The following is a 17,880-nucleotide window of genomic DNA, read 5'->3' as shown; positions in this document are numbered from 1 at the left end:
CGGCCCGACAATGCCGGGCCGCAAGCATCAGACAGTTTTTTGCAGGCCGGCGACGGTGCGCGGCATGCCGACAAAACCTGGCAAGGCTTCGATGCGCGCCAGCCAGGCTCGCACGTTGGCGTAGTCCTCAAGCGACACGTTACCTTCGGGGGCATGGGCGATGTAGCTGTAGGCCGCGACATCGGCAATGGTGGGTTCGCTGCCAGTCAGATAAGCCGTATCAGCCAGTTCCTGATCGATCAATTTGAGCCAGACGTGGGAGTAAGCAATCACTTCTTCAGCGTTGTAAGGTGCGCCAAACACAGTGATCAGTCTTGCCCTGCCCGGACCAAAGGCAATCGGCCCAGCCGCCACTGACAACCAACGCTGAACCTTCGCCGCACCGACCGGGTCGGCTGGCAGCCAGCGGCCATTGCCATACTTTTGCGCCAGATAAACCAGGATCGCGTTGGAATCGGCCAGCACCACGCCTTGATCATCAATGGCCGGAACCTGCCCGAACGGGTTGACTGCCAGGAACTCCGGCTGCTTGTGCGCGCCCTTGGTCAGATCGACAAAGATCAGCTCGGTCGGCAGTTTCAGCAGGGACAGCATCAGCTCCACACGGTGAGCGTGGCCGGAACGCGGGAAGTTGTAGAGTTTGATCGCTTGCATGGTCGACTCCGCTGGGTGGTGGCGCCGTTCAGGAGAGATCAGCGCCGATGGGAGCTATCTTCCACCCGCAACCAAAACAACAGAATAACCAGCAAACGCAATCCATTGTTTCATCCAGTGCAATAACCGTTAGCCCTGCAAGGCCGGGTGTTCCCGCAGCGCTTTGACGGTAAAGTCCACAAAACTGCGAATTCGCGCCGGGGCGTTGCGCCCACCCTGATACACCACATGGATCGGCAATGGCGGCAGCTCGAAGTCCGCCAATACGATCTCCAGCTCGCCGGTCGCCACTTTGCTCGCGACTTGATAAGACAGGACTCGGGTGAATCCCAGACCCAGGCACGCGGCGGTAATGGCCGCTTGATTCGCCGTCACCACCAGTCGCGGTTCAGGTCGAACACTTAGCGGCTCCCCGGCTTCGAGGAAGGGCCAGCTTCTCAGTTGACCGATAGCGGACGTCGCAACAACCGGCGCCCCGGCCAGATCTTCAGGATGTAAAGGTCTGCCATGTGCCGCCAGGAATTGCGGAGAACCACAGATCACCCGCCGTACTTCACCGACGCGAATCGCGTGCTGATTGCTGTCGGGCAACTCACCGATGCGCACGGCGACATCAATTCCCTCCTCGACCATGCTCACCACGCGATCGACCAGCAGCCCATTGATGCAGACTTCGGGAAACTGAGTCAGATAACCCACCATCACCGGCGTGACGAACAACTCGCCAAACAATACCGGCGCAGTGATCGTCAGTTGCCCACGGGGTTCGGCATGACTGCCCGCGGCTGAATCCTCCGCTTCCTGCACCTCAGCGAGAATCCTCCGACAATCTTCGAGATACCGCTGACCCGCCTCGCTCAAATGCACACTGCGAGTGGTGCGCGTCAGCAACAGCGTGCCAATTCGCTTCTCCAGCGCGGCCACGGCGCGGGTGACACTGGCCGCCGACATGCCCAATCGCCTCGCCGCCGCCGAGAAACCTTGTTCCTGGGCGACGGCGACGAAGACCTGCATTTCCTGGAATCGGTCCAATGACATGCCCTCAATCCGGATAAAAAAAATCGCAACCGTAGGCTGCGATTTTTAATGGTTCGATCACCTGTGGATAACTTATTCCACCGTCACCGACTTCGCCAGGTTACGCGGCTGGTCAACGTCCGTGCCTTTCAACACGGCGACGTAGTAAGAGAGCAGCTGCAGCGGAATGGTGTAGAGGATCGGCGACAGGATGTCGTGGATGTGCGGCATGTGCACAACATGAGTGCCTTCACCATTGGTCATGCCAGCCTGTTCGTCGGCGAAGACAATCAGCTCGCCGCCACGGGCGCGGACTTCCTGGAGGTTGGATTTCAACTTCTCCAGCAGCTCGTTGTTCGGCGCCACGGTCACCACTGGCATGTCGTTATCCACAAGCGCCAATGGGCCGTGTTTCAGCTCACCGGCCGGATAGGCTTCAGCGTGGATGTAGGAGATTTCCTTGAGCTTGAGCGCTCCTTCCATCGCCACCGGGAATTGCGCACCACGGCCGAGGAACAGCGTATGGTTCTTCTCGGCGAACAGCTCGGCGATTTTCTCCACAGTGCTGTCCATGGCCAGGACTTCGCCCAGGCGAGTCGGCAGGCGACGCAGTTCTTCGACCAGAGTGGCTTCGACACCTTTGGCCAACGTGCCGCGAACCTGGCCCAAGGACAGCGTCAGCAACAGCAGGCCCACCAATTGGGTAGTGAAGGCTTTGGTCGAGGCCACGCCGATTTCGCGACCCGCCTGGGTCAACAGGGTCAGGTCGGATTCACGCACCAGCGAGCTGATGCCGACGTTGCAGATGGCCAGGCTCGCGAGGTAACCCAGTTCCTTGGCGTTGCGCAGGGCCGCCAGCGTGTCGGCAGTTTCGCCGGACTGGGAAATGGTCACGAACAGGGTATCGGCCTGCACCACGACCTTGCGGTAGCGGAATTCGCTGGCGACTTCGACCTGGCAGGGGATGCCGGCCAACTCTTCAAGCCAGTAACGGGCGACCATGCCGGCATGGTAGCTGGTGCCGCACGCGACGATCTGCACGTTACGCACTTTGGCGAACAGCTCGGCAGCCTGTGGCCCGAATGCCTGCACCAGCACCTGGTTCTGGCTCAAGCGACCTTCGAGGGTGCGCTGCACCACGGCCGGTTGCTCGTGGATTTCCTTGAGCATGAAGTGGCGGAATTCACCCTTGTCGGCAGCTTCGGCACCATCGCGATACTGCACCGCTTCACGCTCGACAGCATTGCCGTTAACGTCCCAGATCTGCACGCTGTCACGGCGAATTTCAGCGATATCGCCTTCTTCCAGGTACATGAAGCGGTCGGTGACCTGACGCAGGGCCAACTGGTCGGACGCGAGGAAGTTTTCCCCCAGGCCCAGGCCGATGACCAGCGGGCTGCCACTGCGGGCGGCGACTAGGCGATCCGGCTGATCGGCGCTGATGACCGCCAGACCGTAAGCACCGTGCAGCTCTTTAACGGTGGCCTTGAGCGCCGCGGTCAGATCGCGCAGATCCTTGAGTTTGTGGTTCAGCAGGTGGGCGATGACTTCGGTATCGGTGTCCGAGGTGAACACGTAACCCAGGGCTTTGAGCTGTTCGCGCAGGGCTTCGTGGTTCTCGATGATGCCGTTGTGCACCACGGCCAGGTCGCCGGAGAAATGCGGGTGAGCGTTGCGTTCGCACGGCGCGCCGTGAGTGGCCCAGCGGGTGTGGGCAATGCCGAGGCGACCGACCAGAGGCTCGGTTTCGAGCGCCAGTTCCAACTCACTGACCTTACCCGGGCGACGCAGACGCTCGAGTTTTTCATCGTTGGTATAGACCGCCACACCGGCGCTGTCATAGCCACGGTATTCCAGGCGCTTGAGGCCTTCGAGCAGGATGGCGGTGATGTTACGTTCTGCGACTGCGCCGACAATTCCACACATGCTATTTCTCCTGACTGACAGACGCGCAAATCAAAGCAATGCCGCGGGCCTGAATCTGATCCCGTGCCTCAAGCGGCAGGCGATCATCGGTGATAAGGGTATGGACGCTGCTCCATGGCAGTTCCAGATTAGGAATCTTGCGGCCGATCTTGTCGGCCTCCACCATCACGACGACTTCGCGGGCGACTTCGGCCATGACCCGGCTCAGTCCCAGCAATTCATTGAAGGTGGTTGTACCGCGCACCAGGTCGATGCCGTCGGCACCGATGAACAACTGGTCGAAGTCGTAAGAGCGTAGTACCTGCTCGGCAACCTGCCCCTGAAAGGACTCGGAATGCGGGTCCCAGGTGCCGCCGGTCATCAACAGCACCGGCTCATGCTCAAGCTCGCTCAAGGCGTTGGCGACATGCAGGGAATTGGTCATCACCACCAGACCTGGTTGTTGACCGAGTTCCGGAATCATCGCCGCGGTTGTACTGCCGCTGTCGATGATAATCCGCGCATGCTCGCGAATCCGCGCTACGGCAGCGCGAGCAATGGCCTGTTTGTATTTGGAGACCGGCTGACCGATATCGGCCACCAGTTCCTGAGGCATGGTGATCGCGCCGCCATAACGGCGTAGCAACAGGCCATTGGTTTCGAGTGCTGCCAGATCCTTGCGGATCGTAACTTCCGAAGTTTCGAAGCGCCTGGCCAGCTCATCCACACTGACTTCGCCCTGCTCATTGAGCAAGGCGAGGATATTGTGACGACGTTGAGGTGTATTGCGTTTCGACATAACTTGGTAAGTTTCGATTCGAAAGATAACGGAAGCAATCAAAACCTATCGCTGAAACTTCGTCAAGCGTGGCGCGATAAAAATATCTGTGGATAACCTAAAAAGATCGCAGCCTGCGGCAGCTCCTACAGGGGCGAAATACACATCCCGTGTAGGAGCTGCCGCAGGCTGCGATCTTTTGATCTTGAAGCTCTGTGTATAACTCAGCTCTTCTTGATTTTTTCCGGCCGCTTCCAGCCATCGATGTTCTTCTGCCGTGCACGACCTACCGCCAACTGAGCGTTATCCACATTCTGGGTAATGGTCGAGCCGGCTGCTGTCGTCGCACCCGAAGAGATATCCACAGGCGCCACCAACGAGTTGTTGGAGCCGATGAACACGTCCTCACCCAGTACGGTTTTCCACTTGTTAGCGCCGTCATAGTTGCAGGTGATGGTGCCCGCTCCGATGTTGGTGCGCGCGCCGATCTCGGCATCGCCCAAATACGTCAGGTGACCGGCCTTGGCTCCCTCACCCAGGTGAGCATTCTTCAGCTCGACAAAGTTACCCACATGCGCGCGCGCCTCAAGCACGGTGCCCGGACGCAAGCGAGCGAACGGACCGGCATCGCTGCCTTCACCCAGAATCGCGCCTTCGATGTGGCTGTTGGCCTTGATCACCACACCTTTGCGCAGGGTGCTGTCCTTGATCACGCAATTCGGACCGATCACCACGTCGTCTTCGATGATCACCTTGCCTTCAAGGATCACGTTGATGTCGATCAGCACGTCGCGGCCAACGGTGATCTCACCGCGCACGTCGAAGCGGGCCGGATCGCGCAGCGTGACACCCTGAGCCATCAAACGGCGACCCGCGCGCAACTGATAGTGACGCTCGAGGTCGGAAAGTTGCTTGCGGTCGTTGGCGCCCTGCACTTCCATGGCGTCGTGCGGTTGCTCAGTGGCCACCACCAGACCATCGCTGACTGCCATGGCGATCACGTCGGTCAGGTAATACTCGCCCTGGGCATTGTTGTTGGAGAGACGGCTCATCCAGCCGCCCAACTGCGCGAATGGCAGCGCCAGAATACCGGTATTGCCTTCGGTGATTGCACGTTCGGCTTCGTTGGCGTCTTTCTGCTCAACGATGGCCGTGACCTTGCCGTCGGCATCACGAACGATGCGCCCGTAGCCCGTCGGATCGTCCAGCTCGACAGTCAGCAATCCCAATTGCTGCGGCGCAACCTGCTTCAGCAGCCGCTGAAGGGTCTCGACTTCGATCAACGGTACGTCACCGTAGAGAATCAGCACCGTGTCGGACTCAATGAATGGCACCGCTTGGGCAACCGCGTGGCCCGTACCCAACTGTTTATCCTGCAGGACAAAATTCAGATCATCAGCGGCCAGACGCTCACGCACGGCGTCGGCGCCATGACCGATCACCACGTGGATGCGCTGTGGATCAAGTTGCCGGGCGCTGTGGATAACATGGCCGAGCATCGAGTTGCCGGCAATCGGATGCAGAACTTTCGGCAACGCCGAGCGCATGCGAGTGCCTTGGCCAGCAGCGAGGATAACGATTTCAAGAGACATGACTGGCTACCAATCCAGGGTGGTCAGCGGCTGCGACCAAGGTGATTAAATTCGGAAAAGAAAAAAGGGTAGCCGAGGCTACCCTTTTTAATCAATCGCGCAACAAGTGATGGCCTATTAGTGGCCGAACTTCTTGCGGATCTGCTGGACGGTGCGCAGCTGAGCTGCAGCCTCGGCCAGACGAGCGGCAGCAGAACCGTAATCGAATTCCGCGCCCCGCTCATGCAAGGCCTTCTCGGCAGCCTTAACGGCTTCCTGAGCGGAGGCTTCGTCCAGGTCGGCAGCTCGTTGCACGGTGTCGGCAAGAACCTTGACCATGTTCGGCTGAACCTCGAGGAAACCACCGGAGATGTAATACACCTCCTCTTCCCCGCCCTGCTTGATCAGGCGGATCGGGCCCGGCTTGAGATTGGTGATCAGCGGCGCGTGACCCAGGGCGATACCAAGATCACCCAGTGCACCGTGCGCAACCACCATCTCGACCAGGCCGGAAAAGATTTCCCCTTCCGCGCTGACGATATCGCAATGGACTGTCATAGCCATCTGATTGCCTCAACCTAAATTAGCGCCCGTTGCCGGGCGCCGGGATTACAGTTTCTTGGCTTTCTCGATCGCTTCTTCGATGCCGCCGACCATGTAGAACGCTTGTTCTGGCAGGTGGTCGTAGTCACCGTTGAGGATGCCTTTGAAGCCAGCAATGGTGTCTTTCAGGGAAACGTATTTACCCGAAGCACCGGTGAAGACTTCAGCCACGAAGAACGGCTGCGACAAGAAACGCTGGATCTTACGAGCACGGTTTACCAACTGCTTGTCGGCTTCCGACAGCTCGTCCATACCCAGGATCGCAATGATGTCCTTCAGTTCTTTGTAACGCTGCAGAACATACTGTACGCCGCGAGCGGTGTCGTAGTGGTCCTGACCGATCACGTTCGGGTCCAGCTGACGCGAAGTCGAGTCGAGTGGATCGACCGCCGGGTAGATACCCAGGGAAGCGATGTCACGGGACAGAACGACGGTGGCGTCCAAGTGGGCGAAGGTGGTCGCTGGCGACGGGTCAGTCAAGTCATCCGCAGGTACGTATACCGCCTGGATCGAGGTGATCGAACCGTTTTTGGTCGAAGTGATACGCTCTTGCAGAGTACCCATCTCTTCGGCCAGGGTCGGCTGGTAACCTACTGCGGAAGGCATACGGCCCAGCAGTGCGGATACTTCAGTACCGGCCAGGGTGTAACGATAGATGTTGTCGACGAACAGCAGAACGTCGTTACCTTCGTCACGGAACTTCTCGGCCATGGTCAGGCCGGTCAGTGCTACGCGCAGACGGTTACCCGGCGGCTCGTTCATCTGACCGTAAACCAGTGCCACTTTGTCCAGAACGTTGGAATCCTTCATCTCGTGGTAGAAGTCGTTACCCTCACGAGTACGCTCACCCACACCGGCGAACACGGAATAACCGCTGTGCTCGATGGCGATGTTACGGATCAGTTCCATCATGTTTACGGTTTTGCCTACACCGGCACCACCGAACAGACCAACTTTACCACCCTTGGCGAACGGGCAAACCAGGTCGATAACCTTGATGCCGGTTTCCAGCAGGTCGTTGCCGCCCGCTTGTTCAGCGAAGGTTGGCGCAGGACGGTGAATGCCCCAGCGCTCTTCGGTGTCGATCGGGCCAGCTTCGTCGATCGGGTTGCCCAGTACGTCCATGATCCGGCCCAGAGTCGCTTTACCGACCGGTACGGAGATGGCAGCGCCAGAGTCGGTGACTTCCAGACCGCGCTTCAAGCCCTCGGTAGAACCCATCGCAATGGTACGAACCACGCCATCGCCCAGCTGCTGCTGAACTTCCAGGGTGGTTTCGGCCGCGCTCACTACTTTCAGCGCGTTGTAGATGCTCGGTACGCTGTCGCGTGGAAATTCCACGTCGATAACGGCGCCGATGATTTGAACGATACGTCCGCTACTCATAGCTGGATCCTCTGAATATTTGAACCGTTAAACCGCGGCAGCGCCGCCGACGATTTCCGAGATCTCTTGGGTGATCGCAGCCTGACGCGCCTTGTTGTAGACCAGCTGCAAATCGCTGATCAAATCACCGGCGTTGTCGGTAGCGTTCTTCATCGCGATCATCCGCGCAGCTTGTTCAGCCGCGTTGTTCTCGACCACCGCCTGGTAGACCTGCGACTCCACGTAACGGACCATCAAGCCGTCAAGCAGCTCTTTGGCGTCCGGTTCGTACAGATAATCCCAGTGGTGCTTGAGTTCTTGATCCGGGGTTGCCACCAGTGGAATCAACTGCTCCACGGTAGGCTGCTGCGTCATGGTGTTGATGAACTTGTTGGACACCACGGACAGGCGGTCAATACGGCCGTCCAGGTAGGCATCCAGCATCACCTTGACGCTGCCGATCAGGTCATTGATCGACGGCTCTTCACCCAAGTGGCTGATAGCTGCAACGACGTTACCGCCGAAGTTGCGGAAGAAAGCCGCACCCTTGCTACCAACGACACACAGATCAATCTCGACGCCGTTTTCGCGGTTTACCGCCATGTCCTTGACCAGGGCCTTGAACAGGTTGGTGTTCAAGCCACCACACAGACCACGGTCACTGCTCACCACGACATAACCGACGCGCTTTACTTCACGGTCGAGCATGAACGGGTGGCGGTATTCCGGGTTGGCGTTGGCCAGATGGCCAATAACCTGGCGGATGCGCTCCGCATAAGGACGGCTAGCAGCCATGCGCATTTGTGCCTTGCGCATTTTACTGACCGCCACTTTTTCCATGGCGCTGGTAATCTTTTGCGTGCTTTTGATGCTCGCAATCTTACTGCGAATCTCTTTTGCGCCTGCCATGTAACACCTATCAGGTTAGCAAGCGGGAGCCTTGCGGCTCCCGCTGCGGCTTACCAGGTTTGGGTGGCCTTGAACTTCTCGATACCGGCTTTCAGGCCAGCGTCGATTTCGTCATTGAAGTCACCCTTCACGTTGATCTTCGCCATCAAATCGGCGTGATCGCGGTTGAAGAAAGCAATCAGCGCTTGTTCGAAGCTGCCGATCTTGGCGATTTCAACGTCAGTCAGGAACCCACGCTCAGCGGCATACAGCGACAGCGCCATGTCAGCGATCGACATTGGTGCGTATTGCTTCTGCTTCATCAGCTCGGTAACGCGCTGACCATGCTCAAGTTGCTTACGGGTCGCTTCGTCCAGGTCAGAAGCGAACTGGGCGAATGCCGCCAGTTCACGGTACTGAGCCAGAGCGGTACGGATACCACCGGAGAGCTTCTTGATGATCTTGGTCTGAGCGGCACCACCCACACGGGATACCGAAACACCGGCGTTCACAGCAGGACGGATCCCGGAGTTGAACATGGCCGATTCCAGGAAGATCTGACCGTCGGTGATGGAAATCACGTTGGTCGGAACGAACGCGGAAACGTCGCCAGCCTGGGTTTCGATGATCGGCAGTGCGGTCAGGGAACCGGTTTTGCCGGTCACTGCGCCGTTGGTGAACTTCTCTACGTATTCTTCCGAAACGCGGGATGCGCGCTCCAGCAGACGGGAGTGGAGATAGAACACGTCGCCTGGGTAAGCTTCACGGCCTGGTGGACGGCGCAGCAGCAGGGAAATCTGGCGGTAAGCCACTGCTTGCTTGGACAGATCGTCATAAACGATCAGCGCGTCTTCACCGCGGTCGCGGAAGAATTCACCCATGGTGCAACCGGAGTACGGTGCCAGGAATTGCAGTGCTGCAGATTCCGAAGCGCTCGCAGCCACGACGATGGTGTTAGCCAGTGCGCCGTTTTCTTCCAGTTTGCGAACCACGTTGGCAATGGTCGATTGTTTCTGACCGATCGCTACGTAGACGCAGAAGATGCCGCTGTCTTTCTGGTTGATGATCGCGTCGATCGCCAGAGCGGTTTTACCGATCTGACGGTCACCGATGATCAGCTCACGCTGGCCACGGCCGACAGGAATCATGGCATCGACAGCCTTGTAGCCAGTCTGTACAGGCTGGTCTACCGACTTACGCCAGATCACGCCTGGAGCAACTTTCTCGACCGCATCGGTCTCGGTGTTGTTCAGCGGACCTTTGCCGTCAACTGGGTTACCCAGTGCGTCGACTACGCGACCCAGCAGTTCCTTACCAACCGGAACTTCGAGGATGCGACCGGTGCACTTGGCGCTCATGCCTTCAGCCAGAGACTGGTAGGACCCCAATACAACGGCACCTACGGAGTCTTGCTCCAGGTTGAGAGCCATACCGAAGACGCCGCCCGGAAACTCGATCATCTCGCCGTACATTACGTCGGCCAGACCGTGAATCCGCACGATACCGTCAGATACGCTGACGACAGTGCCTTCGTTACGGGCTTGGGAGGTCACATCGAGCTTGTCGATGCGGCCCTTGATAATTTCACTTATTTCGGAAGGATTGAGTTGCTGCATTGCTCTGCTGCCCCTTCAAACTCAAGATTTCAATGCTTCGGCAAGGTTCGCGAGTTTGCCGCGAATCGAGCCATCGATTACCAGGTCGCCGGCGCGGATGATGACACCACCAATAAGGGTGGCATCCTCCGCAGCGTGCAGTCGCACTTCCCGGCCGAGCCGTGCACTGAGAACCTTGGCGAGTTTGTCTTGCTGTTCTTGGTTCAATGCAAAAGCACTGGTTACGTCCACATCTACCGATTTCTCTTGTTCGGCCTTGTACAGGTCAAACAGAGCGGCGATCTCCGGCAAAAGCGGGAGACGGTCGTTTTCAGCAACGACGTGGATGAAATTCTGTGCCTTGGCATCGAACTTGTCGCCACACACGTCAATAAACGTGGTGGCCTTGTCTGCGCTCGTCAGTCGCGGGGCCTTGAGCACGCGCTGCATGGTGTCGTCTTGCGACACTGCTGCAGCCAGGCCGAGCATGGCTGACCAAGAGGCCAGTTGCTGGTGGGCCTGGGCGTGCTCGAAGGCTGCCTTAGCGTAAGGTCGGGCCAACGTGGTCAATTCTGCCATGATCGCCCTCGCTTAAATTTCAGCAGCCAGTTTGTTTACCAGCTCCGCGTGCGCGTTTTGATCGATTGTGGCACCCAGGATCTTCTCGGCGCCGCCAACGGCCAGAGCACCCAATTGGGCACGCAGCGCGTCTTTGACACTGTTCAGTTCCTGTTCGATCTCGGCCTGAGCCTGAACCTTCACACGTTCAGCGTCGATACGGGCTTTTTCAACAGCCTCTTCGACGATCTGATTACCGCGTTTCTTGGCTTGCTCAATGATTTCGGCTGCCTGAGCTTTTGCTTCGCGCAGTTGTTGACCCGCTTTATCTTGGGCCAACTCCAGGTCGCGAGCTGCTCGGGCGGCAGCGTCCAGTCCATCCGCGATCTTCTTCTGACGTTCGTGCAAAGCCGCGATGACCGGAGGCCACACGAACTTCATGCAAAACAGTACAAAAATGAAGAACGCAACGGACTGGCCAATCAGGGTTGCATTAATGTTCACGCCAACACCTCGCTCGTTCGTTGCACATCAAACCAATCACTCGAAGGTTCGAGTGATTAGCCAGCGAGTTGACCAACGAATGGGTTCGCGAAGGTGAAGAACAGAGCGATACCAACACCGATCATGGTTACGGCGTCGAGCAGACCGGCAACGATGAACATTTTGACTTGCAGCATTGGAACCATTTCTGGCTGACGCGCTGCGCCTTCCAGGAACTTGCCGCCCAACAGGCCGAAACCAATTGCGGTACCCAGTGCGCCCAGGCCGATCAACAGTGCAACAGCGATAGCGGTTAGACCAACTACAGTTTCCATCTTTCCTCCCGACTTTTACGTCGTATGGTTTAGGTTTTTTAGATTTTAAAGCGGTAAAACAAATCGTTTCATAGCCCTGTTCGGGCACCCACTCGTTTGACCGAGTGGGACATCAGACTAGTCGAGACTGGTCTTAATGGTTCTCTTCGTGCGCCATCGACAAGTAAACGATGGTCAGCATCATGAAGATAAACGCCTGCAGGGTGATGATCAGGATGTGGAACACAGCCCACGCCCACTGCAGAACTACGCCCAGGCCGCTAAGCCAGAGCAGACCGCTGCCGAACATCACAGCAATCAGAATGAAGACCAGTTCGCCGGCGTACATGTTGCCGAACAGACGCAGTGCCAGGGAAATTGGCTTGGCGATCAGTGTCACGAACTCCAGCAGGAAGTTCACCGGAATCAGCAGGGCCTGAACGAAGATGTTCTTGCTGCCGAACGGGTGCAGGGTCAGTTCGCCGATGAAGCCGCCGATGCCCTTGACCTTGATGCTGTAGAAAATGATCAACGCGAACACCGACAGGGCCATGCCCAAGGTAGCGTTCGGGTCAGTGGTCGATACGGCACGGAACGGAATGTGCGCATCACCAGTAATCAGGATGGCCAGCTGAGGAATCCAGTCGACCGGAATCAGGTCGACGGCGTTCATCAGGAAGACCCAGACGAAGATGGTCAGTGCCAACGGCGCAATTACCGGGCTGCGGCCATGGAAGCTGTCTTTCACGCTGCCATCGACGAATTCGACCAATACTTCAACGAAGTTCTGCAAAGCACCTGGCTGACCGGAAGTCGCCTTCTTTGCCGCCATGCGGAAAAGAAGAACGAAGATCAGACCCAACGCGACCGACCAGCCGAGGGTATCGACGTGGAAAGCCCAGAAGCCCATTTCTTTGGCTTCTGCTGCGGTGTGGGCAAAGCCCCACCCGCCAGTTGGGTGCTGCCCGAAGGTCAGGTTCTGCAAGTGGTGCTGGATATAGCCCGAAGCGGTTGTTTCTGCCATGGTTGCCTCAAACGCCCTAAGGTCTCGAAAGTCTTGTTCTCATCAGCAGGGGCGCGAACCAGCTGACCAGTTGGGTCAACACGAAGACGCCGAATACAGCTAGCGGCGCCAATGGCTTCACACCTGCAAACGTCAATGCAAAGAGCACTGCCGTCAAAATCAGTTTGCCCGCCTCGCCGGCATAAAAAGATCGGACGATGGCTTGAGCTGCTCGGGCGCCGGAAAACCGAAATGCCCTGTGAGCGAAATAAACATTGGGCAGCAAGGCTATCAGGCCTCCGCAAAGTCCTGAGTACCCGGCAACGACTCCGTGCCATTGCCAGAGCGCCAAAGCGGCGATCAGCAAAACGACAAATTGAGCCATTAACACCGGAAAAACTGCCAGGCGATGGAACGGCAAGCGGTTTGGCGTGCGGCTTTCCATCACGATTACTCCCCAATGGTCGGCTGCCAGAATTCAATAACTTGGCATAATTTGTGCCGACAAAATGCGCGCAGAGTATAGGGGCGGTTCTGCCCCTATTCAACTGTCAGGTAGTGATTTCCGACTGCACGCTACATGAGGAAATGTTTCAGCGGATGTGTGCGAGCACACCTTGAAGCTCATCGAGGGAGTTGTAACCGATCACCAACTGCCCCTTCCCCTTCTTTCCGTGTCGGATCTGCACCGCAGAGCCTAGGCGCTCGGCCAGGCGCTGCTCGAGTCGGGCGATATCCGGGTCCGGCTTTACCGGTTCAGCGGGTTCCTGTTTACCACTCAACCACTGGCGAACCAGTGCCTCAGTCTGGCGCACAGTCAGCCCCCGTGCGACAACATGTCGCGCCCCTTCAACCTGTTGATTTTCCGGCAAACCGAGCAAAGCACGGGCATGACCCATTTCCAGGTCGCCGTGGGACAGCATGGTTTTGATGACTTCCGGCAATGCGATCAAGCGTAGCAGGTTTGCCACGGTTACCCGGGATTTGCCCACCGCTTCGGCCACTTGTTGCTGCGTCAGCTGGAATTCCTGCTGCAAACGCTGCAAGGCCACCGCTTCTTCGATCGGATTGAGGTCTTCACGCTGGATGTTCTCGATCAGCGCCATGGCGATCGCGGTTTCATCCGATACATCGCGGACCATCGCCGGGATGGTTTCCTGACCAGCCTGTTGGCTGGCACGCCAGCGGCGTTCACCGGCGATGATTTCGAAGCGGCCGCTGCCTATCGGACGAACCACGATCGGCTGCATCACGCCCTGGGCCTTGATCGACTGCGCCAGCTCTTCCAGCGCCTGAGGATCCATGTCCCGACGCGGCTGGTACTTGCCGCGCTGGATCAGGTCCAGGGGCAGGTGCTGCAGCTCACGCTGATCGGCTTGCACCGCTTGTTCTTCCAGCGAGCTGACAGTCGGACCACTCAGCAGTGCATCCAGTCCACGTCCGAGACCTCGTTTCTTGACGGCCATGGGGATTCCTTTAAGTTGCCTGAGCAGCGGCGGTGCGTGAGTTTTTGCGTTGACGGCGAACCATCTCGCCCGCCAATGCCAGATAGGCAATCGCGCCCCGTGATGTCTTGTCGTACGCCAGCGCCGGCATGCCATAGCTCGGCGCTTCGGCCAGGCGGATGTTGCGCGGAATGACGGTGTCGTAGAGCTGTTCGCCGAAGTGTTCCTTCAGCTGGGCCGAAACGTCATTCATCAGGCTCAGGCGCGGGTCGTACATGGTCCGCAACAAGCCTTCGACTTTCAGGTTCGGGTTCAGCAGTTCAGCGATACGCTTGATGTTATCCACAAGGTCGCTCAAGCCTTCGAGTGCGAAGTACTCGCACTGCATGGGGATAATGACCCCGTCAGCAGCGACCAGTGCGTTAAGCGTCAGCATCGACAGCGACGGCGGGCAGTCGATCAAAATGTAATCGTAGTTTTCACGGATGGGCGCCAGCGCGCTGCGCAGACGGCTTTCCTTCATCTGCATTTCCAGCAGAACCACTTCGGCCGCGGTCAGGTCACGGTTGGCCGGCAACAGTTGGTAACCACCGTGCTCGGAGTAGTGCATGGCCTGGGCCAGATCGCATTCGCCGATCAACAGGTCGTAGACCGAGTTTTCCAGGCCGTGTTTATCCACACCGCTACCCATGGTGGCGTTGCCCTGTGGATCGAGATCGATCAACAGCACCCGACGCTTGGTAGCGACCAGGGAAGCTGCGAGGTTGATGCAGGTGGTGGTCTTGCCCACACCACCTTTTTGGTTCGCTATCGCGAATACCTTAGCCATTCTTGCTTGTGTTCCCAATCATGCCGTGCGGCGCAGTATCAGCAGATGGCGTTGGCCTTGGCAACCAGGTACGGCCAGGGCGTGTTCGCTATCGAGGTGGAAGTCTGCCGGCAATGCTACCAGCTCATCAGCCGGATGAACGCCCTTCATTGCCAACCAACGTGTATCGGTGTCACCCAGGTGACGTGTCCAGTTGCTGAAGTTCTCCATGCTGCTGAACGCCCGGGAAATGATCCCGTTGAATGGCTGGGCAGGCTGGAAGGCTTCGACACGGCTGTGGATAACTTGCAGGTTATCCAGTTTGAGTTCGAGTTTGACCTGGGTCAGGAAGCGGGTTTTCTTGCCGTTGCTGTCCAGACAGGTCACTTGGGACTCTGGAAACAGGATGGCCAACGGAATACCCGGCATGCCGCCGCCGCTGCCAACGTCCAGCCAGCGACCGTTTTCGACGAACGACATCACACTCAAACTATCGAGCAGGTGACGCGAGACCATCTCGTCCGGATCGCGCACGGCGGTCAGGTTGTAAGCCTTGTTCCATTTGATCAACAGGGCCAGATAACCCAGCAGCTGGGCGTGCTGAAACTCTGTCAGTGTGACACCGAGCTGGCGAGCACCTGTGGATAACTCTTCTGCGTGTTGCGAGGTGACCAACGAACTCAAGCGCTTTGCTCCAACTGACGGCCCGCGCCGCGTTTTTTCAAATGAATCATCAACAGCGAAATCGCTGCCGGCGTTACCCCCGGGATACGCGACGCCTGGCCCAAAGTCTCTGGACGGGTCGCACCGAGCTTGCTCTGGATCTCTTTGGAGAGACCGGAGATGTTCGTGTAATCGATATCCACAGGCAGTTTTGTATCTTCGCTGGCCCGCAAACGCGCGATTTCATCTTGCTGACGATCGATGTAACCGGCGTATTTGGTCTTGATTTCGACCTGCTCGGCCACTTGTGGATCTTCTGCGCCACCGCCCGTGACCGAGATCAGACCAGCGTAGTCGATTTCCGGACGGCTCAGCAGGTTGAGCAAGTTGTATTCGTGGGTCAGTGGTGTACCGAATTTTTCGGAAATCGCATCGCCCTGCTCGGTGCCCGGGCGAACCCAGGTACTTTTCAGGCGTTGTTCTTCCAGATCGATGCTTTCGCGTTTCTTGCAGAACGCTGCCCAACGCACATCATCGACCAGACCCAATTCGCGACCTTTTTCGGTCAAGCGCAGATCGGCGTTGTCTTCGCGCAGGATCAAGCGGTACTCGGCGCGGGACGTGAACATCCGATACGGTTCCTGAGTACCCAGTGTAATCAGGTCGTCGACCAATACTCCGATGTACGCCTCGTCGCGACGTGGACACCAGGCGTCTTTGCCCTGTGCACGCAACGCAGCGTTGGCCCCGGCCAGCAAACCCTGGGCACCGGCTTCTTCGTAACCGGTGGTGCCATTGATTTGCCCGGCGAAGAACAAGCCGCCGATGACTTTGGTTTCCAGACTGTACTTCAGGTCACGCGGATCGAAGTAGTCGTACTCGATGGCGTAGCCCGGGCGAACGATGTGCGCGTTTTCCATGCCGCGAATCGATTGCACTATCTGCAATTGCACGTCGAACGGCAGGGATGTGGATATTCCGTTCGGGTACAGCTCGTTAGTCGTCAAGCCTTCCGGTTCGATGAAGACCTGATGGCTTTCCTTGTCGGCAAAGCGATGGATCTTGTCTTCGATCGAGGGGCAGTAACGCGGGCCGATCCCTTCGATCACACCGGAATACATCGGCGAACGATCAAGGTTGGCGGCAATGATTTCGTGGGTGCGGGCGTTGGTGTGGGTAATCCAGCAACTGACCTGCTTCGGATGTTGCTCTTTGGAACCCATGAACGACATCACCGGAATCGGCGTATCGCCTGCCTGCTCGGTCATCACCGAGAAGTCCACAGAACGACCGTCGATACGCGGCGGCGTACCGGTTTTCAGACGACCGACACGCAGTGGTAATTCACGCAAACGGTGAGCCAGGGCGATCGATGGCGGATCACCGGCACGACCGCCGGAAAAATTCTGCATCCCGATGTGGATAAGTCCACCGAGGAAGGTGCCAGTGGTCAACACCACGGAATCGGCGAAGAAACGCAGACCCATTTGGGTGACGACACCGCGGACTTGTTCCTGCTCGACGATCAGGTCGTCAGCAGCCTGTTGAAATATCCACAGGTTCGGCTGGTTTTCAAGAGTTTCGCGGACAGCCGCCTTGTAGAGAACCCGGTCTGCCTGAGCGCGGGTTGCACGTACGGCTGGGCCTTTGCGGCTGTTCAATACGCGAAATTGAATACCACCTTTATCGGTAGCCATAGCCATCGCGCCGCCGAGGGCATCGATTTCCTTGACCAGATGGCTTTTGCCGATCCCACCAATCGCGGGGTTGCAGCTCATGGCACCGAGGGTTTCCACGTTATGCGTCAGCAACAGGGTTTTTGCCCCCATGCGTGCTGACGCCAGTGCTGCCTCGGTACCGGCATGACCGCCGCCGATGACGATCACTTCAAAACGGGAAGGGAAATCCACCACGCACCTCGTGCCTGCTTCAGTTAGGTAATCAGGAATAGTTTGAGCTCAGGTTTTTGGACCTGGGCGGCAAGTATAGGGACTTCGCCCTTCCTAAAGAACCCTTTGCACAAAATTTAACCAGCTGTGGAGAAGTCAGGGTAATAGAAATTAAAAAGAGAGAAATTTATTAAATCTTTGTTTTTATGTTTATTTCTACTGAGCCACATTTCTGTGGATAGATTTATACAGCCCTTTATATTCAATATGTACAGAGATTCAAAACCCTGTGGTCATGTGCCAGGGAGGCCCTTGGATAACCAGGTTAAGCCTGTGGATGA

The 17,880-nt window shown here is 57.6% G+C and carries 18 protein-coding genes; all 18 read right to left on the bottom strand.

What is annotated here, in order from left to right; genetic code table 11:
- Positions 1 to 27 precede the first annotated feature (27 nt).
- Positions 28 to 654: a glutathione S-transferase family protein gene (locus ACYZUD_RS24040; protein WP_462020460.1), complete on the bottom strand. Its 627-nt coding sequence runs from the start codon at positions 652 to 654 to the stop codon at positions 28 to 30.
- A 129-nt stretch (positions 655 to 783) separates the two neighbouring features.
- Entirely contained in the window at positions 784 to 1,686 is a 903-nt protein-coding gene (locus ACYZUD_RS24035) for a LysR family transcriptional regulator (protein WP_462025103.1), read from the bottom strand.
- A 78-nt stretch (positions 1,687 to 1,764) separates the two neighbouring features.
- Positions 1,765 to 3,597, bottom strand: coding sequence for a glutamine--fructose-6-phosphate transaminase (isomerizing) (gene glmS, locus ACYZUD_RS24030; protein WP_462020459.1), 1,833 nt, complete (start codon positions 3,595 to 3,597; stop codon positions 1,765 to 1,767).
- A gap of 1 nt (position 3,598) precedes the next feature.
- Positions 3,599 to 4,375, bottom strand: a complete 777-nt coding sequence (locus tag ACYZUD_RS24025; protein ID WP_462020458.1) for a DeoR/GlpR family DNA-binding transcription regulator — start codon at positions 4,373 to 4,375, stop codon at positions 3,599 to 3,601.
- Between the two features lie 203 nt (positions 4,376 to 4,578).
- Positions 4,579 to 5,946, bottom strand: coding sequence for a bifunctional UDP-N-acetylglucosamine diphosphorylase/glucosamine-1-phosphate N-acetyltransferase GlmU (glmU, locus tag ACYZUD_RS24020; RefSeq protein WP_462020457.1), 1,368 nt, complete (start codon positions 5,944 to 5,946; stop codon positions 4,579 to 4,581).
- 117 nt (positions 5,947 to 6,063) lie between these two features.
- A complete protein-coding gene (locus ACYZUD_RS24015) occupies positions 6,064 to 6,489 on the bottom strand; it encodes a F0F1 ATP synthase subunit epsilon (protein WP_010465460.1) in 426 nt (141 codons plus the stop codon).
- 45 nt (positions 6,490 to 6,534) lie between these two features.
- Positions 6,535 to 7,914 (bottom strand): F0F1 ATP synthase subunit beta, encoded by a 1,380-nt coding sequence (atpD, locus tag ACYZUD_RS24010; RefSeq protein ID WP_008155715.1) that lies wholly within the window; start codon positions 7,912 to 7,914, stop codon positions 6,535 to 6,537.
- Between the two features lie 27 nt (positions 7,915 to 7,941).
- Positions 7,942 to 8,802: a F0F1 ATP synthase subunit gamma gene (atpG, locus tag ACYZUD_RS24005; RefSeq protein WP_462020456.1), complete on the bottom strand. Its 861-nt coding sequence runs from the start codon at positions 8,800 to 8,802 to the stop codon at positions 7,942 to 7,944.
- A 50-nt stretch (positions 8,803 to 8,852) separates the two neighbouring features.
- Positions 8,853 to 10,397, bottom strand: a complete 1,545-nt coding sequence (gene atpA, locus ACYZUD_RS24000) for a F0F1 ATP synthase subunit alpha (protein ID WP_282379785.1) — start codon at positions 10,395 to 10,397, stop codon at positions 8,853 to 8,855.
- 21 nt (positions 10,398 to 10,418) lie between these two features.
- Positions 10,419 to 10,955, bottom strand: coding sequence for a F0F1 ATP synthase subunit delta (locus ACYZUD_RS23995; protein WP_462020455.1), 537 nt, complete (start codon positions 10,953 to 10,955; stop codon positions 10,419 to 10,421).
- A 12-nt stretch (positions 10,956 to 10,967) separates the two neighbouring features.
- On the bottom strand, positions 10,968 to 11,438 hold the full coding sequence (locus tag ACYZUD_RS23990; protein WP_154849492.1) for a F0F1 ATP synthase subunit B: 471 nt from the start codon (positions 11,436 to 11,438) through the stop codon (positions 10,968 to 10,970).
- 56 nt (positions 11,439 to 11,494) lie between these two features.
- Positions 11,495 to 11,752: a F0F1 ATP synthase subunit C gene (gene atpE / locus ACYZUD_RS23985; protein WP_002555987.1), complete on the bottom strand. Its 258-nt coding sequence runs from the start codon at positions 11,750 to 11,752 to the stop codon at positions 11,495 to 11,497.
- Positions 11,753 to 11,885: 133 nt separating this feature from the next.
- Positions 11,886 to 12,755 carry a F0F1 ATP synthase subunit A gene (atpB, locus tag ACYZUD_RS23980; protein WP_010465471.1) on the bottom strand — a complete coding sequence of 290 codons (870 nt, stop codon included), beginning with the start codon at positions 12,753 to 12,755 and terminating at the stop codon, positions 11,886 to 11,888.
- A gap of 16 nt (positions 12,756 to 12,771) precedes the next feature.
- Complete coding sequence (locus ACYZUD_RS23975; RefSeq protein WP_010465473.1) at positions 12,772 to 13,179, bottom strand: F0F1 ATP synthase subunit I; 408 nt, start codon at positions 13,177 to 13,179, stop codon at positions 12,772 to 12,774.
- Between the two features lie 148 nt (positions 13,180 to 13,327).
- Positions 13,328 to 14,200, bottom strand: a complete 873-nt coding sequence (locus ACYZUD_RS23970) for a ParB/RepB/Spo0J family partition protein (protein ID WP_462020454.1) — start codon at positions 14,198 to 14,200, stop codon at positions 13,328 to 13,330.
- A 10-nt stretch (positions 14,201 to 14,210) separates the two neighbouring features.
- Entirely contained in the window at positions 14,211 to 15,008 is a 798-nt protein-coding gene (locus ACYZUD_RS23965) for a ParA family protein (RefSeq protein WP_027926208.1), read from the bottom strand.
- 18 nt (positions 15,009 to 15,026) lie between these two features.
- Positions 15,027 to 15,671: a 16S rRNA (guanine(527)-N(7))-methyltransferase RsmG gene (gene rsmG, locus ACYZUD_RS23960; RefSeq protein ID WP_462020453.1), complete on the bottom strand. Its 645-nt coding sequence runs from the start codon at positions 15,669 to 15,671 to the stop codon at positions 15,027 to 15,029.
- Complete coding sequence (gene mnmG, locus ACYZUD_RS23955) at positions 15,668 to 17,560, bottom strand: tRNA uridine-5-carboxymethylaminomethyl(34) synthesis enzyme MnmG (protein WP_462020452.1); 1,893 nt, start codon at positions 17,558 to 17,560, stop codon at positions 15,668 to 15,670. Before mnmG ends, rsmG begins: the two co-directional genes overlap by 4 nt.
- Between the last annotated feature and the right edge of the window lie 320 nt (positions 17,561 to 17,880).

This window comes from Pseudomonas sp. XS1P51 (genome assembly GCF_054897845.1).
The sequence above is the reverse complement of the archived record's forward strand: the minus strand, read 5'-3'. Positions and strand labels throughout refer to the sequence as shown.

What these genes read in the sequence shown, in the direction of transcription:
- ACYZUD_RS24040 (WP_462020460.1), bottom strand. Translation starts at nt 654, where the DNA reads ATGCAAGCGATCAAACTCTACAACTTCCCGCGTTCCGGCCACGCTCAC.
- ACYZUD_RS23970 (WP_462020454.1), bottom strand. Translation starts at nt 14,200, where the DNA reads ATGGCCGTCAAGAAACGAGGTCTCGGACGTGGACTGGATGCACTGCTG.
- glmS (WP_462020459.1), bottom strand. Translation starts at nt 3,597, where the DNA reads ATGTGTGGAATTGTCGGCGCAGTCGCAGAACGTAACATCACCGCCATC.
- atpG (WP_462020456.1), bottom strand. Translation starts at nt 8,802, where the DNA reads ATGGCAGGCGCAAAAGAGATTCGCAGTAAGATTGCGAGCATCAAAAGC.
- atpB (WP_010465471.1), bottom strand. Translation starts at nt 12,755, where the DNA reads ATGGCAGAAACAACCGCTTCGGGCTATATCCAGCACCACTTGCAGAAC.
- ACYZUD_RS23975 (WP_010465473.1), bottom strand. Translation starts at nt 13,179, where the DNA reads ATGGAAAGCCGCACGCCAAACCGCTTGCCGTTCCATCGCCTGGCAGTT.
- ACYZUD_RS23965 (WP_027926208.1), bottom strand. Translation starts at nt 15,008, where the DNA reads ATGGCTAAGGTATTCGCGATAGCGAACCAAAAAGGTGGTGTGGGCAAG.
- ACYZUD_RS23995 (WP_462020455.1), bottom strand. Translation starts at nt 10,955, where the DNA reads ATGGCAGAATTGACCACGTTGGCCCGACCTTACGCTAAGGCAGCCTTC.
- glmU (WP_462020457.1), bottom strand. Translation starts at nt 5,946, where the DNA reads ATGTCTCTTGAAATCGTTATCCTCGCTGCTGGCCAAGGCACTCGCATG.
- atpE (WP_002555987.1), bottom strand. Translation starts at nt 11,752, where the DNA reads ATGGAAACTGTAGTTGGTCTAACCGCTATCGCTGTTGCACTGTTGATC.
- ACYZUD_RS24015 (WP_010465460.1), bottom strand. Translation starts at nt 6,489, where the DNA reads ATGGCTATGACAGTCCATTGCGATATCGTCAGCGCGGAAGGGGAAATC.
- ACYZUD_RS24025 (WP_462020458.1), bottom strand. Translation starts at nt 4,375, where the DNA reads ATGTCGAAACGCAATACACCTCAACGTCGTCACAATATCCTCGCCTTG.
- atpD (WP_008155715.1), bottom strand. Translation starts at nt 7,914, where the DNA reads ATGAGTAGCGGACGTATCGTTCAAATCATCGGCGCCGTTATCGACGTG.
- atpA (WP_282379785.1), bottom strand. Translation starts at nt 10,397, where the DNA reads ATGCAGCAACTCAATCCTTCCGAAATAAGTGAAATTATCAAGGGCCGC.